This window comes from Enterobacter sp. HMSC16D10, from assembly GCF_001807145.1.
Taxonomy (GTDB): Bacteria; Pseudomonadota; Gammaproteobacteria; order Enterobacterales; family Enterobacteriaceae; genus Enterobacter; species Enterobacter roggenkampii.
Genome location: NZ_KV787905.1, coordinates 48,282 through 64,341, shown reverse-complemented (window position 1 = coordinate 64,341; position 16,060 = coordinate 48,282). Strand labels below are relative to the sequence as shown.

Here is a 16,060-nt window from a genome sequence, read left to right as displayed (position 1 = left end):
GAGTTGCGCCCTTTTATAACGCGATATGCGAGGCCAACAAGGTATAATTATGGTCAGCACAACAACTCAGTCATCCGGTGAATACCTGTTGGAAATGAGCGGTATCAACAAGTCATTTCCCGGCGTTAAGGCACTCGATAATGTTAATTTAAAAGTGCGTCCTCACTCTATTCATGCCTTAATGGGGGAGAACGGTGCGGGTAAATCAACATTATTAAAATGTCTTTTTGGGATCTATCAAAAAGATTCTGGCAGCATTCTTTTTCAGGGGAAAGAGATCGATTTCCATTCAGCGAAAGAAGCACTGGAAAACGGTATCTCGATGGTTCACCAGGAATTAAACCTGGTGCTGCAGCGTTCAGTCATGGATAACATGTGGTTGGGGCGTTATCCCACCAAAGGTGTTTTTGTCGATCAGGACAAAATGTATCGCGACACCAAGGCGATTTTCGACGAGCTGGATATTGATATCGATCCGCGCGCCCGTGTGGGAACATTATCCGTCTCCCAGATGCAGATGATCGAAATTGCCAAAGCGTTCTCCTATGATGCGAAAATTGTCATCATGGACGAACCGACATCCTCATTAACGGAAAAAGAGGTTAACCACCTTTTTACCATTATTCGTAAGCTGAAAGATCGCGGCTGCGGCATTGTGTACATCTCCCACAAAATGGAAGAGATCTTCCAGCTGTGCGATGAGATCACTATCCTGCGCGACGGCCAGTGGATCGCCACGCAGCCGCTGGAAGGGCTGGACATGGACAAGATCATCGCCATGATGGTCGGCCGTTCCCTGAATCAGCGCTTCCCGGATAAAGAGAACAAGCCGGGCGAAGTGATCCTGGAAGTGCGCAATCTGACCTCGTTACGTCAGCCGTCTATCCGCGATGTCTCCTTCGACCTGCACAAGGGTGAAATCCTGGGGATTGCTGGCCTGGTGGGGGCAAAGCGTACCGATATTGTGGAAACCCTGTTTGGCATTCGTGAGAAAGCCGAAGGCACCATTACGCTGCACGGTAAGAAAATCAATAACCACAACGCCAACGAAGCCATTAATAATGGTTTTGCGCTGGTGACGGAAGAGCGTCGTTCGACCGGTATTTATGCTTATCTGGATATTAACTTTAACTCGTTAATTTCTAACATTCGCAATTACAAAAACAAAGTCGGGCTGCTGGATAATTCCCGCATGAAAAGCGATACCCAGTGGGTGATTGACTCCATGCGCGTGAAAACGCCAGGCCACCGCACCCAGATTGGTTCGCTGTCAGGCGGTAACCAGCAGAAAGTGATTATTGGCCGTTGGTTATTAACGCAGCCCGAAATCCTGATGCTGGATGAGCCGACCCGCGGTATTGACGTCGGCGCGAAGTTTGAAATTTATCAGCTGATTGCCGAGCTGGCGAAAAAGAATAAAGGGATCATTATCATTTCTTCCGAAATGCCGGAACTGTTAGGGATCACGGACCGTATTCTGGTTATGAGCAATGGTCTCGTCGCCGGTATTGTTGACACCAAAACGACAACGCAAAACGAAATTTTGCGTCTTGCGTCTTTGCACCTTTAAGATCAGGGGCTCCTCATGAGTGCGTTAAATAAAAAAAGTTTTCTCACTTACCTGAAAGAAGGCGGTATTTACGTTGTTCTTTTAGTCTTGCTGGCAATCATCATTTTCCAGGACCCTACGTTCTTAAGCCTGCTGAACCTGAGTAACATTCTGACCCAGTCCTCCGTGCGTATTATCATTGCGCTGGGCGTGGCGGGCCTGATCGTGACCCAGGGGACGGACCTTTCTGCCGGTCGCCAGGTAGGTCTGGCGGCGGTTATCGCGGCAACCCTGCTGCAGTCAATGGAAAACGCCAACAAGGTCTTCCCGGAAATGGCCACCATGCCGATTTTCGTGGTGATCCTGATTGTCTGCGCCATCGGCGCGGTGATTGGTCTGATCAACGGTATTATCATCGCCTACCTGAACGTGACGCCATTCATCACCACCCTCGGTACGATGATCATCGTTTACGGTATCAACTCTCTGTACTACGACTTCGTCGGTGCTTCGCCCATCTCGGGCTTTGACAGCGGCTTCTCGACCTTTACGCAAGGGTTTATCGCGCTGGGCAGCTTCCGCCTGTCGTATATCACCTTCTATGCGCTGATTGCGGTCGCCTTCGTCTGGATCCTGTGGAACAAAACGCGCTTTGGCAAAAACATCTTCGCTATCGGCGGTAACCCGGAAGCGGCGAAAGTGTCCGGCGTAAACGTCGCCCTGAACCTGCTCATCATCTATGCCCTGTCCGGGGTGTTCTACGCCTTCGGCGGGATGCTGGAAGCGGGCCGCATCGGCTCTGCAACGAACAACCTTGGCTTCATGTACGAGCTGGATGCGATCGCAGCCTGCGTGGTGGGCGGCGTCTCCTTCAGCGGCGGCGTGGGTACCGTACTCGGCGTGGTGACCGGTGTGATCATCTTCACCGTCATCAACTACGGGTTGACCTACATCGGCGTGAACCCGTACTGGCAGTACATCATCAAGGGCGCCATCATTATCTTCGCGGTTGCGCTGGATTCACTGAAGTACGCCCGTAAGAAGTAATCGTCACTCGCCATACCCGGCCCGCTCACCGAGCGGGCTTTTTTATGCCCTATGCCAGATGGGACTCCTCCTGCGTCACAATGCGCTCAAACCAGTCGAGTTCAGAAAGCTTGCAGGCAACCCACTGTTCGGAAAAGGCGTCGCCCAGGCTGTCGGTGAGATACTGACAGCGGGCAAAGGCCTCAATCGCCTCCTGCTGGAACAGCGGCAGCTCGGGTTGGTCGTGCTGCGGCTCAGGGAGATCCCCCTCGTCGATAGGTTCCAGCCCGTACAGCATGCCGGTCAGGATAGTGGCTGTGACCAAATACGGATTCGCATCGGCCCCGGCCAGCCGGTACTCGATACAACGGTTGCTCTCATCCGAGCAGGGAATACGCAAGGCGGCGGAGCGGGTGTTATAGCCCCAGGAGTTAAAGACGGGTTCCGTCAGGTTTTTACGCAGGCGACGAAACGCGTTGACCCCCGGCGCAAGAATGGCGACGGAGGCGGGCATCAGCGCCAGCTGGCCCGCGATGCACAAGCGCATCATGCTGCTCAGCGCGTTCACCGGGGAGGCAAAAACGTTTTCGCCACGGCTGTTGTTCAAGCTGAAATGGATGTGCAAACCGCTGCCGGAAAGCTCGCTGAACGGCTTAGCCATAAAGTTGGCCTGAAGACCGTGCTTTTCAGCGACATAGCGGGTCAGGCGGCGCAGGGCCAGCACGTTATCACAGACCTCTACGACGCGCTGGCTGTGCTTCAGGTTTAATTCGTACTGTCCGGACTCGGCTTCCGCTACCACCCCTGACAGCGGGATGCGCTGAAGGTGCGCCAGCTGTTCCAGCTCGTCAAACAGCGCCGCATGCGCCGACGAGGTATCCATGTGAAAACAGCCCTGATTTTGCGGATCGCGTTCGCCCTGTCCCGTCAGGTAAAACTCGATTTCCGGGGCAATCACCGGGAAAAGGCCGTGCTGGTGGAAGCGGGCCACGACGTTCTGCAATATCGCGCGCGGCTCAAGCGGGCAGGGGTTACCGTCGCTGTCTTTCATCGTCAGCAGGATCTGCGCGGTGTGCTCCGGATCCTGCGGACAGGGGCGCAGAGAACCGGCGACCGGGACGCACAGCCGGTCGGGTTCATCATAAAGCGGGGCGGCGATGTTTCCCTTCTGGTCCATTGAGTAGACGGAAAGCGGAAAATAACAGCCTTTTTCCAGACTCAGCATGCTCTCCACCGAGAGGCGCTTGCCGCGCATCGTGCCGTTGATATCGTTCAGGTAAACGTCAACATGTTTCGTTTGCGGGTAACGTTCCAGATAATCGGCCACTTCCACGGCAACGTTGTGCTGCAGGGCGTCAATTTTTTCATCCAGCCAGAGGCCAGAATTCAGTGCGCCAGGGAGTGATAAGCCGGGAAAGTTAAAGTACGGGCGGAGACTTTTGAGGAAAAACGCATTCATTATCGAGTTCATAGTCATTCTTCAATGAAGCCGTAGCGGCAGTGAACTCAGCTTAAAAGAGCCGACGTAAAGGGGAGATAAAAAGCGTCAGGCCCGGCGTAAAGAAAGTATAAAGGCGGCTCTGTTATTTCTCTTTTTTCTGCATATCCAGCAGCTGCTCGGGCGTGACGGCCGGATAACCCTGCGCGTCTTCCGGCACTTCGTGCATCGCCGGAATCGGCACCAGCGGGCCTAAAAAGCGCGGTTCGCGCTTAAAGATATACAGATCGGCCAGGGCACCAAAGCGGGCGCCGAACTCGCGGACGCGCACGCTCAGCATATCTTTTGGCGACGGCACCGCGTAGCACTGCGCCTGAATGCCCATGTGCAGGGCGATAAACAGCGCGCGCTCGCAGTGGAAGCGCTGGGTGATGATGATGAAGTCGTTGGTGTCGAAGACTTTGCGCGTGCGGACGATGGAGTCCAGGGTGCGGAAGCCCGCGTAGTCGAGCACGATATCGGCAGGATCCACGCCCGCGGCAATCAGGTCCTTACGCATCGTCACCGGTTCATTGTAGCTTTGCAGAGCGTTATCGCCGCTCAGCAGCAGGTAGTTCACCTTGCCGCTGTTGTAGGCGTTCAGCGCGCCCTGAATGCGGTAACGGTAATACTGGTTGATGACGCCGGTGCGGTAATACTTGGCGGTGCCGAGCACCACGCCAACCTGACGATAGGGCAGGTCCTGCAGGTCGTCAAAGATATAGGGGGCGGTTTTCCAGCTCATCCACCGGTCGAGGCCGAGCACGATCAACAGCAGTATGCCGACCAGGACAGACAGGCTGTAAAAAACGCGCTTTAACATGCAGATGGCTCGTACCGAAGGTGAAATTTAACTCAGGCTACTTTACCCGCCTGGTTAGCGCAAGAAACAGCGACTCAACTGAGGGGTTTTTCAACAAACTGGCGGGCATTTCTGCCCGCCGGAAGGGTTACGCCAGCAGCACGCGGTCAATCGTCGTACAGCCCAGCGCTTTAAGCGTTGCGGCAGTGGCATCCCACTGAATCAGCGGCGCATCGGCAATTTCTGCCAGAATAGCGCGCTGAATATCAGGATAATCATAGCCGTTCAGGCTCAGCAGGTTGAGTGCGCCCTGCAGCGGCGGCAGCGTTGGGTTAAACGCGGCGTTTTCCGCATAGCTGCCGGTGAAGATTCGGCCATCGCGACACTGCAGCGCCACGCCGCTCGGGGACGTGCTGTACGGCGTGTGGCTCTTGTTGGCGGCGGTAATCGCCGCCTGGCTCAGGTCATCGCCGGACAGGGCGAAACCGTGGTCCTGCTCGTCCATCAGCAGGGTTTTGATCTCCAGATCTTTCGGGCCAAACGCGTCAGGCAGGTAATCCGCCAGCGTGTGCGGCGCGCGACCCGGCAGGTTGATGCGCAGCTGCAGCCCGCTGTTCAGCTCGTTCATAAACTGACGGCAGTGGCCGCAGGGGGTGTAGTTCACGGTAATGGCGCTCAGCGCTTTTTCACCGCGCAGCCAGGCGTGGCTGATGGCGCTCTGCTCGGCGTGAACGGTTTGCTGCATGGTTGCGCCCAGGAACTCCATATTGCCGCCGAAGTACCAGGTGCCGCTGACGCCGCGCGCAATGGCCCCGACGTTGAAGTGGGAGAGATCGGCCCGCGCGCAGGCGGCAGCCAGAGGAAGCAGTGCGAAAGCCAGCGCGTCTTCGTCCAGTCCCGTTGCCTGTTTCAGCATCGTGACCTGCTCCGCGGTCAGCAGGGCGGGGAAGTGCGCATCTGCCAGAACGGGAGCAAGGGCTGACTGCAAATTCTCTGCAAGCTGGGCGAAAGCAGCTTGAAAACGTGGGTGCATGGCGTTTGCCTCATAAAGGTTAATGGATCGGTAGTTTACGGAGCCGTCAGGGCTTTATATGTGATCCACTTCTCATTATGTATGCAACTTATGAAATCAAAATGAAATTTGCGCGACGCATCGCAAATTTTAGCCCATCACTACCAGAATCAGCGGGAAAATGAACGGGGCCAGCAGGGAGGTAATAATCCCGCAGATCACCAGCGCCAGGGAGCTAAACGCCCCTTCCTGATAATCCAGCTCCGCGCAGCGGGCAGTGCCCAGCGCGTGCGAGGCGGTGCCCATCGAGAGCCCCCGTGCCGCCTTAGTATGAATACGCATCGCGTTCAGCAGGGTGTGGCCAAACACCGCGCCGAGAATACCGACGAAAATGACGCACATCGCGCTGATGGCCGGAATGCCGCCGAGGCTGCCCCCAACCGCCATCGCGATAGGCGTGGTCACCGATTTAGGCAGGATTGACGCCGCAATCTGTGGGGAAGCGCCCATCAGCAGCGCCACCGACGTGCCGGTGATCATCGCCACCAGGCTACCCACAAAACAGATGGTAATGATGGATTTCCAGCGGGCGCGGATCTGGTGCAGCTGCTCGTATAAAGGAAACGCCAGCGCCACGACGGCAGGCTGCAGCAGGTCGTTTAAGATTTTGCTGCCGGCAAAGTAGCGTTCGTAAGGAATGCCGGTGAGCAGCAGGAACGGAATAATCACCACCATCGCCACCAGCAGGGGGTTCAGCAAGGGCATTTTGAAACGCGCGGCAAGCTTACGTGCGGCGAAAAAGACTGCAAGGGTGAGCGGCAGGGACCACCAGATATTGTCCATCATTTTTTTGTTTTCTCCCCAATCACGTTACGTTCGCCATGCACCAGATGTGAACTCCAGCTCACCACCAGGAAAACCACCAGCGTACTCACCGCGCAGGAAACAACAATCGGGCCGAACTGGGCTTTGAGCAAATCAAAATACTGCATGACCCCGACGCCGATAGGCACGAAAAGCAGCGCCATATAGCGAATGAGGACGAAGCAGCCGGGATTGACCCACTTTGCAGGCAGGATTTGCAGCGCCAGCAGCACGAAGAGGATCAGCATGCCGATAATGCTGCCGGGAATGGTGATGGGCAGCAGCGACGCGATGAAAATCCCGGCATACAGGCAGGCGTAAATCAGGACGAATGCGCGCAGATATTGCCAGATAATGTTCAATGATTTGCTCATGGTGATAGTCCTTGCTGAAACGCATTCATCATACAATTAAACCTAAAAATGTGCCACGGATCACATCATGAATTTTGAGCATACCAGACATTCCGGAATGGAACGTCCGGTATCACCTTACTGGTACAGGCTACAGTTTAGAGGAAAGGGATTGCGCTGGCGAAGTAACGCGCCAGAGAAGGCATCAGCGTCAGGTGGTCAGTTTATCGAGAAAAGAAAACAGCACCTGGTTCATTTCGCGATAATCATGCGAGCGGAGTTTTTCCGCCGTTTCGACAAAACGGAATTCACCCGCACGGCGAAGGTCATTCTGCGAATGCTCAATCAGCAACTCTACCACCTCCGGCGTTAGCTCCATATGGCACTGGAAACCGTAAACCCGTTCGCTGTACTGCACGATCTGGCGGGGACAGCCCTCGCTGTAAGCCAGAACCTTAGCCTGCGGCGTCAACCCAGGCATGTCGTTATGCCAGTGACCGACGTTCAGCACGCTGCCAAAGCCCTCAAACAGCGGGTTCGCCTTGCCTGCATCTGTGAGCCTGACGGGAAATTTGCCGATCTCTTTTTCCGGGCTGTGGCAAAACGCGGCGCCCAGCGCTTCGCCGATAAGCTGTGAGCCCAGACAAACGCCTATCACCGTTTTACCTGCCTCTATCGCGCGGCTGATGAGTGCCTTTTCCGCCTGCGCATCAAACCAGGGGCATTCCTCACGCGTGGTGGCGGGGGACTGCGGGCCTCCCATGATGATAAGCAGGTCTGTGCCCCCCAGCTCCTCAGGTAACGGATCGCCCTGATACACTCTGGTGTAGCTCAGACTGCAGCCGCGACTTTTCCCCCAGATTTCATAGGCGCCTGGCGCCTCGAAATGTTCATGAATAATAAAATGGATGTGCATTGCGTCTCTCTCTGGTTACGTGTACAAGCAGCATCATAAGAGGAAGGGGGGAATGTGAAATGCCAACCGTTATCGATAAAACGCCAATTCACGACGATGCCATCGGATGGTCAAGAGGGGCAATTCGCTATACGCGCGGCGAAATCGATCCGCCTCACCAGCATTCGCAGGGACAACTTTTGTTTGCCATCAAAGGGGTCATGCTGGTCGAAACCGGCAGCAAACGCTGGGTCATACCGCCGCAGCGCGCGCTGTGGATCCCTCCCTTTCAGGAGCATACCTACAGCGTGTTATCCGCAACGGAGCTTCGCGCGGTCTGGTTTAGCCCGGCACTGATTTCGCAATGCGAACCTTTTAAGTGGAAAGACGAGGTTCACGTGATTATGGCCACAGCGTTGTTCAAAGAGCTGATTGCCGGGCTGTTCAGCGGGGAATACCGGCCGGCAAGCCAGCGCAGCATGGCCGTTTTGCTGCTCGACATCCTCAGCGAGACGCAGCAGATTTCAGCCGAACTGCCGATGCCCGTGGATCAGCGCTTACATCGCGTGGCCTGTGACATCATTGCCAACAATCTCTGGGATCTCTCTCTGGAAAGGCTGGCGGAACGGGCCGCGATGTCAGAACGCACATTTTCACGTGCGTTTATCAACGATACCGGCTTTAGCTTCCGGGCCTGGCGACAGCGCGCAAGGATTTGTGCCTCGCTGGATCTCCTCGCCAACGGATACCCGGTTAAGCAGGTGGCCTGGATGCTGGGGTTTTCCGGCCCGGCGGCATTTGCGGCGGCGTTTCGCGCTATTGTTGGGGCAACGCCGGGTGACTTTCTGCCTGAACAGAAGCGCTTCCCAGCGATATAGAGAGCGGCTACTATAGCGCGTCTTTTTTCACAGGTACTGCTATGCGTGTTTTACTGGCCCCAATGGAAGGCGTGCTCGACTCCCTCGTGCGCGAGCTTCTGACCGAGGTGAACGACTACGATCTCTGCGTGACGGAGTTTTTGCGCGTGGTGGATATGCTGTTGCCGGTAAAATCCTTCTTCCGGCTTTGCCCCGAGCTGCACAACCAGAGCCGAACCTCTTCCGGCACGCTGGTGCGGATTCAGCTGCTCGGCCAGTACCCGGAATGGCTGGCGGAAAACGCCGCCCGCGCGGTTGAGCTGGGCTCTTACGGGGTGGATCTCAACTGCGGCTGTCCGTCTAAGCTGGTGAACGGCAGCGGCGGCGGGGCGACGTTGCTGAAAGATCCTGAGCTGATTTACCGCGGCGCGAAAGCCATGCGCGAGGCCGTGCCCGCGCATTTGCCGGTGACGGTAAAGGTTCGGCTGGGATGGGACAGCGATGCCCGACAGTTCGAGATCGCCGATGCGGTGCAGCAGGCCGGGGCCACCGAGCTGGTGGTGCATGGCCGCACTAAAGAAGATGGCTACAAAGCCGATCGCATAAACTGGCAGGCGATCGGTGAGATCCGCAAACGCCTCTCCATTCCGGTGATCGCCAACGGCGAAATATGGGATTACGAGAGCGCGCAGGCCTGTCTGCAGGCCACCGGCTGCGATGCGGTAATGATCGGCCGCGGCGCGCTGAATGTGCCCAACCTCAGCCGGGTGGTGAAATATAACGAACCGCGTATGCCCTGGGCAGATGTCGTCACGCTGCTGCAAAAATACAGCCGTCTGGAAAAGCAGGGCGATACCGGTTTGTATCACGTCGCGCGTATTAAGCAGTGGCTGAGTTATTTACGCAAAGAGTACGAGGAAGCGCTGGAATTATTTCAGGAGATTCGTACTTTACAGACGTCGGCTGATATTGCGCGGGTGATTCAGTCCAAATAATAAGCGTTAAATTGCTCACACTTTTTTAAAACAGAAAACAGTTCAGGTTTTCAACGTGGCGCGACGGTGTTAAGGTGCCACTGTTTTCAACGCAGGATTGTGACTGGTTAACAGGCAAAACCTAAGCGTTCCACAGCATTTTCGCTGTGGGGCGCTTAGGTTTTTTTTTGCCTGTCATTTACGCAGGAGAGATATTTGGCTTAGCGCTTTTTAATGATTCTTAAAAAAAGAAATAGCGACAGGAAATAGAAAAATTTCCTGCGGCCGGTTACGCACTCAATACTCAATCACAGGTTGTTATCATGGCATATAAAAATAAACTCTATGCGTTCGCCTTATTGGCGATATCCCCGCTGTCGATGGCGCAAGACTGGAACGGTACGGTATTAGGGTTTGAAGCTCCGCCAGAGCCTGTGCTGGGCGAAATGCTTGGCATACGTAAAATCCTTAACGATAACGGTTTTACCTATAACCTCGGATACCTGAATGAAATTGGCTGGAACGGCGGTGGCGGATATAACCACGACTCCCACGTGGCCTATATTGACCAGTTCGCGCTGACCTTCAACCAGGATCTGGAGCGCTGGACCGGTATCCCGGACGCGCGTATCGAGGGGAACATCGTCAACCGCAACCACAATGACGATCTCACCACCAAACGCGTGCAGGACCCGCGCGTCAACTTCAACGATCTGACCCAGGAGAGCTGGGGCGGGCAGTCGATTACCCGTCTGGGCTGGCTGACCTTTGCCCGCAGCTTTGACGACCGGCGTCTGACCTGGCGCATCGGGATGATGAACAAGGTGCAGACCTTCGATCAAATTATCCCCTGTGATTTTCAGCTGCTGTCCCAGTGCGGCGGAAAGTCAGCCAACTCGCTCACCTGGAACAACTGGAACGTCCACACCTGGGGAACCACGCTTGCGTATAAACTCACGCCGACGCTAACCCTGAAGGGCGGCGTGATGGAGCAAAATCCGCAGGCCGCCAGCCGCAGCCATGCCTGGAGCTGGTCGACGAAGGGCAGCAAAGGGGTCTTACTGCCGGTTGAAATCGAAGCGCGTCCGCTGATTAACGGCCTGCCGGGCGCGTACAACCTGGGCGTGGTGTTTACCAACGCGCCGCAAACCGATCTCTATCGCGGCAAATCCGGCGGGGCGGGCGCGACGGACCCGGACGGATTCGATACCCACAGCCGGACCTGGTTCATGTACGCCGGGCTGAACCAGCAGCTTACGCAGCATCAGGATGACCCGAATCGCGGGTTGAGCTCCTCGTTCAGCATGAGCCTTGCGGATCAGCGCACTAACTACATGCATCAGGTTTACGCCGCCTCGCTGCGCTACCGCGGGCTGTTTGATGCGCGACCGGAAGACTGGATTGGCTTTGGCTTAACCTGGATTGATATGAGCAGCCAGTACGCGCGCAACCAGCGTTACCTGAACAGCCTGAGCGGCGTGAGCGACTACAACAATCCGGCCTGGCACCCGGTGCCGGGCCATTCCCTGAACGGCGAGTTTTACTACCGCTTTCGTCCGGTGTCATGGCTTGAACTGCAGCCGGGCATTCAGTACTGGCACCATCCCGGCGGGGTCAGCCGCACCCAGGATGCCTGGGTCACCGAGCTGAAAACGGTGGTGACCTTCTGATATCACGGTAGCAAGTTCGATCCGCGTCACGTTTCTGACGCGTGACGCATTGAGGCTACGAATGAAACTGATAGAGTGCCAGAACTGGATTGTTACTGCTTAGGCAGGCAAAACCTGATTTTCTGGCATCTGCCGGAGGTCAGGTTTTTTTGTTTCTGGGGTTCAGATGAAAATCGCCAAGATACTCAATAATAACGTGGTGGTTGTTCAGGATGAGCGCGGGCGCGAACAGGTGGTGATGGGCCGTGGGCTGGCCTTTCAGAAGCGCGTCGGTGAAGCGCTGGATACCGCGCGGGTTGAAAAGGTGTTTGCGTTACAAAGCGATGAACTGGTGCGTCGGCTCGGGGAGCTGCTGAGTCAAATTCCGCTGGAGGTGATGACCACCTGCGACCGCATCATCGGGCTGGCGGCGCAGCGGCTGGGCAAGCTGCAGGAGAGCTTGTATATCACCCTCACCGATCACTGCTACTTTGCGATTGAGCGGCAGAAGAACGGGTTGGCCATCAAAAACGTGCTGCTGTGGGATATTAAACGGCTGTATCCGAAGGAGTTCGAATTAGGGCAGGAGGCGCGGGCCATTATCGCCAGACGCCTTAACGTCGAACTGGAGGAGGATGAGGCCGGTTTTATCGCGCTGCATCTGGTCACCGCGCAGCTGAACAGCGAAATGCCGGAGGTGATGCACGTGACGCGGGTGATGCAGGAGATCCTGCAGCTGGTGAAGTATCAGCTGCAGCTTGAGTATGACGAAGAGTCGCTCAGCTACCAGCGTTTCGTCACCCACCTGAAGTTTTTTGCCCAGCGGATGCTCACCCGCACCGTGGTGGAAGATGACGATGTCTCGCTGCATACCGCAGTCAAAGACAACTACGCGAAGGCGTGGAAATGCGCCGAGAAAATCGCACAGCACCTGAATAAAAGCTATCAGCGTGAGCTGACAACCGAAGAAATTATGTTCCTCGCCATTCATATCGAGCGGGTGAGAAAAGAGGGGCGTTAAGCCTCAAAACAGGATTGTTACTGCATCACGCAGGCAAAACCTGAGCGCGGCCTTCGTCAGAAGGTCGTTCTCGGGTTTTTTTATTTTTGTACTCAGTCAACAGGTGCCTGCGGGCATCGGATGTAAGGAAATCGAGATGGAATACCAGGCGTTAGCGAAGGATATTCTCGGCCACGTTGGCGGAAAAGAGAACATCGTCAGTCTTGTGCACTGCGCGACCCGGCTTCGCTTCAAACTGAAAGAGAATCAACGGGCGGATGCGGAAGGGCTCAAGAAAAACCCGGGCGTGATCATGGTGGTCGAAAGCGGCGGCCAGTTTCAGGTGGTGATTGGCAACCACGTTCACGACGTCTGGCAGGCAGTGCGCAATGAAGCAGGCCTGACCGACGACGCCCCTGTCGTGGAAGAGAAGGGCGAAAAGGGGAACCTGCTGGGCCGCCTGATTGACATCGTCTCCGGGATCTTTACCCCATTTATTGGCATTCTGGCCGCGTCCGGTATTCTGAAGGGGCTGCTGGCGCTGGCCGTGGTCTGCGGCTGGCTCACGACCGAGAGCGGCACGTATAAAATCTGGTTTGCCGCCAGCGATGCGCTGTTTTTCTTCTTCCCGCTGGTGCTGGGCTATACCGCCGGGAAAAAGTTCGGCGGCAACCCGTTTATTACCATGGTGATCGGCGGGGCGCTCACCCATCCGGTGATGATTGCGGCGTTCAACGCCAGCCAGCAGCCGGGCGCGGTATCGGAAGCCTTTTTGGGCATCCCCGTCACGTGGTTCAACTACAGCTCGTCGGTGATCCCGATTATTCTCGCCGCGTGGGTCAGCTGCTGGCTGGAAAAACAGAGCACCAGGCTGCTGCCTTCCTCGATGAAAAACTTCTTCGCGCCGCTGATCTGTCTGGGCGTGACCGTGCCGCTGACTTTCCTCGTTATCGGGCCGCTGGCGACCTGGCTGAGCCAGATGCTGGCGAACGGCTATCAGACTGTTTACGTTCTGGCACCGTGGCTGGCGGGCGCGGCGATGGGCACGCTGTGGCAGGTCTGCGTTATTTTTGGCCTGCACTGGGGGCTGGTGCCGCTGATGATCAACAACCTGGCGGTGCTGGGGCATGACTCCATGCTGCCCATGCTTTTGCCTGCGGTGTTTGGCCAGGTGGGGGCGGCGCTGGGCATTTTCCTGCGTACCCGCGATGCGCGTCAGAAAATGCTGGCCGGTTCATCCGTGACGGCAGGTATTTTTGGTATCACCGAACCCGCAGTGTATGGCGTAAACCTGCCGCTGCGCCGTCCGTTTATCTTTGGCTGCGTGGCTGGCGCTATCGGCGGGGCGATTGTCGGCTTCAGTGACACCCACGTTTACTCCTTCGGCTTCGCCAATATCTTTACCATCGCCCAGATGATTCCGCCGGGCGGCGTGGACGCCACGCTGTGGGGAGGCATTATCGGCACGGTGGTGGCGCTGGTACTGAGCTGCGGCCTGACGCTGCTCGCCGGTATGCCAGGAAACACCGCGCCAGAGAATGTGGTCTCCGCGGGCGAAAACGATGTGCTATCGCCGATGACCGGTACCGTTCTTGCTCTCGACCAGGTGCCGGATACCACGTTTGCCAGCGGCCTGCTGGGCAGCGGCGCCGCGATTATTCCCTCCGATAACAAAGTGGTTGCCCCGTTTGCCGGTGTGGTGGCTTCGCTGTTCCAGACCAAACACGCCATCGGCCTGCTCAGTAACAGCGGGATTGAAGTGTTGATCCACGTGGGTATCGACACCGTGAAGCTCGACGGCAGGCCGTTTACCGCCCATGTGAAGGTCGGTGACAAGGTGCAGCCCGGCGATCTGCTGCTGGAGTTTGACCGACAGGCGATTATCGATGCCGGATACGACCTGGCGACCCCGATTATTATCAGTAACAGCGACGAGTATCGCGAGGTGGCGACCGTGGCGGCAACGTCCGTCATTGCCGGTGCGCCGTTACTCAGCGTCAGTCATCAATAACAGGAGAACGTGATGAAAACTTTCCCGGACGATTTTTTATGGGGCGGCGCGGTTGCCGCGAATCAGGTAGAGGGGGCGTATCTGGAGGAGGGGAAAGGGCTGTCCACCTCTGACGTTCAGCCGCAGGGTGTCTTCGGCCCGGTAGTTGAGCGCGTCCCTGGGGACAGCAGCATCAAGGATGTCGCCATCGACTTCTATCATCGCTACCCGGAAGACATCAAGCTGTTCGCCGAGATGGGCTTTAGCTGCCTGCGCGTCTCCATTGCCTGGACCCGCATTTTTCCGAACGGTGACGAGCAGCAGCCGAACGAGGCGGGGCTGGCGTTTTACGACCGGCTGTTTGACGAGCTGGCCGCACACAACATCACGCCGCTGGTGACGCTGTCGCACTATGAAATGCCGTGGGGGCTGGTGAAGCAGTACGGCGGGTGGGGCAGCCGTCAGACTATCGGCTTCTTTGAGCGCTATGCCCGTACCGTGTTTGCGCGCTACAAAGAGAAGGTCAAGCTGTGGCTGACCTTCAACGAGATCAATATGTCTCTGCACGCGCCGATGACCGGCGTCGGTCTGCCGGAAACCAGCAGCAAAGGGGAGGTGTACCAGGCGATCCACCACCAGCTGGTGGCCAGCGCGCTGGCGGTGAAGGCCTGCCATGAGATTATCCCGGATGCCAGAATCGGCAACATGCTGCTGGGCGGCCTGATGTATCCGCTGACCTGCAAGCCGGAAGATGTTCTGGAGACGCTGCAGGAAAACCGCGCGTGGCAATTCTTTGGCGACGTGCAGTGCCGTGGCGCCTACCCGGGGTATATGCAGCGCTTCTTCCGCGACAACGGCATTCAGCTAGAGGTCACGGACGCCGACCGCGAGGCGCTGAAATCTACCGTCGATTTTATCTCCTTCAGCTACTACATGACGGGCTGCGTCACCGCGGATGAAGCCCTCAACCAGCAGGCGCGCGGCAATATCCTGAGCATGGTGCCAAACCCGCATCTGGCCAGTTCCGAATGGGGCTGGCAGATTGACCCCATCGGCCTGCGTACCCTGCTAAACGTACTCTGGGATCGCTATCAGAAGCCGCTGTTTATCGTGGAAAATGGCCTCGGGGCGAAGGATAAACCGGACGCAGACGGCACGGTGCAGGACGACTACCGCATCAGCTATCTCAACGATCACCTGGTGCAGGTGCGGGAAGCCATTGAAGACGGCGTTGAGGTGATGGGCTACACCAGCTGGGGGCCCATCGATCTGGTAAGCGCATCAAAAGCTGAACTCTCTAAGCGCTACGGCTTTATTTACGTCGATCGCGATGACAGCGGGAAAGGCACGCTGGCGCGCAGCCGTAAGAAAAGTTTCTACTGGTATAAAGAGGTTATTGCGACAAAAGGCGCTTCGCTGAAAGTTTAATAAAGCGATCAACCTGACAGGGGATGTTCACCCTGTCGGGTTGATTATTTTTTATTTGCATAATTCAATTTAAATAATAATTTTGGTGAATATTTTTCCGTATATTTAAATCTATGACAATTTACGCATTGCCACGCATTACTAAAAAAATAAAGAGAATCAAGCGTAATTTGCGCCTTTATTT

Annotated in this window: 13 protein-coding genes and 1 pseudogene; 8 read left to right on the top strand and 6 right to left on the bottom strand. The window is 56.2% G+C overall.

The features are described from left to right. Nucleotides 1-49 precede the first annotated feature (49 nt). On the top strand, nt 50-1,570 hold the full coding sequence (gene mglA, locus HMPREF3143_RS20450) for a galactose/methyl galactoside ABC transporter ATP-binding protein MglA (protein ID WP_008500922.1): 1,521 nt from the start codon (nt 50-52) through the stop codon (nt 1,568-1,570). Between the two features lie 15 nt (nt 1,571-1,585). Beyond that, entirely contained in the window at nt 1,586-2,596 is a 1,011-nt protein-coding gene (gene mglC / locus HMPREF3143_RS20445) for a galactose/methyl galactoside ABC transporter permease MglC (RefSeq protein ID WP_008500921.1), read from the top strand. Between the two features lie 49 nt (nt 2,597-2,645). On the opposite strand, the gene HMPREF3143_RS20440 is transcribed toward mglC, so the two are convergent. The 6 genes from HMPREF3143_RS20440 to HMPREF3143_RS20415 all read right to left on the bottom strand — a co-directional run bounded on the left by HMPREF3143_RS20440 (nt 2,646) and on the right by HMPREF3143_RS20415 (nt 7,999). Continuing rightward, the gene (locus tag HMPREF3143_RS20440; protein WP_070534221.1) at nt 2,646-4,034 is read right to left on the bottom strand and encodes a glutamine synthetase family protein; all 1,389 of its coding nucleotides are present in this window, start codon (nt 4,032-4,034) and stop codon (nt 2,646-2,648) included. 124 nt (nt 4,035-4,158) lie between these two features. Beyond that, nucleotides 4,159-4,875: an outer membrane permeability protein SanA gene (sanA, locus tag HMPREF3143_RS20435; RefSeq protein ID WP_008500918.1), complete on the bottom strand. Its 717-nt coding sequence runs from the start codon at nt 4,873-4,875 to the stop codon at nt 4,159-4,161. A 127-nt stretch (nt 4,876-5,002) separates the two neighbouring features. After that, entirely contained in the window at nt 5,003-5,887 is an 885-nt protein-coding gene (gene cdd, locus HMPREF3143_RS20430; RefSeq protein ID WP_025913187.1) for a cytidine deaminase, read from the bottom strand. A 129-nt stretch (nt 5,888-6,016) separates the two neighbouring features. Continuing rightward, nucleotides 6,017-6,712 carry a CidB/LrgB family autolysis modulator gene (locus HMPREF3143_RS20425; protein ID WP_032675200.1) on the bottom strand — a complete coding sequence of 232 codons (696 nt, stop codon included), beginning with the start codon at nt 6,710-6,712 and terminating at the stop codon, nt 6,017-6,019. Further along, nucleotides 6,709-7,104: a CidA/LrgA family protein gene (locus tag HMPREF3143_RS20420; protein WP_014884558.1), complete on the bottom strand. Its 396-nt coding sequence runs from the start codon at nt 7,102-7,104 to the stop codon at nt 6,709-6,711. The genes HMPREF3143_RS20425 and HMPREF3143_RS20420 overlap by 4 nt, the downstream gene beginning before the upstream one ends. Nucleotides 7,105-7,294: 190 nt before the next feature. Then, nucleotides 7,295-7,999, bottom strand: coding sequence for a type 1 glutamine amidotransferase (locus tag HMPREF3143_RS20415; RefSeq protein WP_070534220.1), 705 nt, complete (start codon nt 7,997-7,999; stop codon nt 7,295-7,297). Between the two features lie 59 nt (nt 8,000-8,058). Here HMPREF3143_RS20415 and HMPREF3143_RS20410 point away from each other — a divergent pair, with 59 nt between their 5' ends. The 6 genes and pseudogenes from HMPREF3143_RS20410 to HMPREF3143_RS20385 all read left to right on the top strand — a co-directional run bounded on the left by HMPREF3143_RS20410 (nt 8,059) and on the right by HMPREF3143_RS20385 (nt 15,876). Continuing rightward, nucleotides 8,059-8,856: an AraC family transcriptional regulator gene (locus HMPREF3143_RS20410; protein WP_070534219.1), complete on the top strand. Its 798-nt coding sequence runs from the start codon at nt 8,059-8,061 to the stop codon at nt 8,854-8,856. A 41-nt stretch (nt 8,857-8,897) separates the two neighbouring features. After that, complete coding sequence (dusC, locus tag HMPREF3143_RS20405) at nt 8,898-9,830, top strand: tRNA dihydrouridine(16) synthase DusC (RefSeq protein ID WP_008500912.1); 933 nt, start codon at nt 8,898-8,900, stop codon at nt 9,828-9,830. Nucleotides 9,831-10,132: 302 nt separating this feature from the next. After that, complete coding sequence (locus HMPREF3143_RS20400) at nt 10,133-11,479, top strand: carbohydrate porin (RefSeq protein WP_070534218.1); 1,347 nt, start codon at nt 10,133-10,135, stop codon at nt 11,477-11,479. A 166-nt stretch (nt 11,480-11,645) separates the two neighbouring features. Then, a complete protein-coding gene (gene licT, locus HMPREF3143_RS20395; protein ID WP_023293816.1) occupies nt 11,646-12,479 on the top strand; it encodes a BglG family transcription antiterminator LicT in 834 nt (277 codons plus the stop codon). 24 nt (nt 12,480-12,503) lie between these two features. Further along, nucleotides 12,504-14,469, top strand: a pseudogene (bglF, locus tag HMPREF3143_RS20390) (PTS beta-glucoside transporter subunit IIABC). 12 nt (nt 14,470-14,481) lie between these two features. Continuing rightward, a complete protein-coding gene (locus HMPREF3143_RS20385) occupies nt 14,482-15,876 on the top strand; it encodes a glycoside hydrolase family 1 protein (protein WP_070534216.1) in 1,395 nt (464 codons plus the stop codon). The last annotated feature ends 184 nt before the right edge of the window (nt 15,877-16,060 follow it).